The organism is Lentilactobacillus parakefiri (assembly GCF_002157585.1).
Taxonomy (GTDB): Bacteria; Bacillota; Bacilli; order Lactobacillales; family Lactobacillaceae; genus Lentilactobacillus; species Lentilactobacillus parakefiri.
This window is the reverse complement of record NZ_BDGB01000118.1, coordinates 1-518: the sequence shown is the minus strand read 5'-3', so window position 1 is coordinate 518 and position 518 is coordinate 1. Positions and strand designations below refer to the sequence as shown.

1 protein-coding gene is annotated in these 518 nt (G+C 43.6%); it reads right to left on the bottom strand.

The annotated features are described in order from the left end of the window. The coding region (locus LPKJCM_RS11550) for a transposase (RefSeq protein WP_133057572.1) at positions 1 to 518 on the bottom strand (518 nt) is incomplete at both ends.

Here is a 518-nt window from a genome sequence, read left to right as displayed (position 1 = left end):
AGGTGGAAGGGATCAATGACGACAATGGCATTAGGGAAAATTCGACCAACCAATTTGGGATAGGTATAATTCATATCAGTCACAATAATTTTGACATTTTCCCGAGCAACCTGATCATAATGCTGGAAGTACTTTTGAAGCTGATAGATGGTTCTAAAGGGCAATAGATCAATTAATTCGTGCGTTTCGGCGTCCATAAATTCAAAACTCATCGCGTCGGTGGCACTCTTAGTGCTTTTAACCTCATCCATGAGCAAAACTTTGGGCAAATAGTGCCAATTAGTTTGAAAGTCCCGTTCAGCGCGCAAGAGCTGCCGACCAACGAATGAATCTGAAGTGGATAATTCATTAGCAATGTGTTTGAGAGAAACGGGTTCGGTCAGTTTTTCTAAACATTGTTTCTGGGTCGTATTCGCAATTGTGCAGTGCGCCGGCACTGCACTCGTCTGTGCCAGAAAGTTGGTTTGGCAGGCCTTACAGTGAAAGTATCGCCGATTGAGACATAGGATAACGGTGCT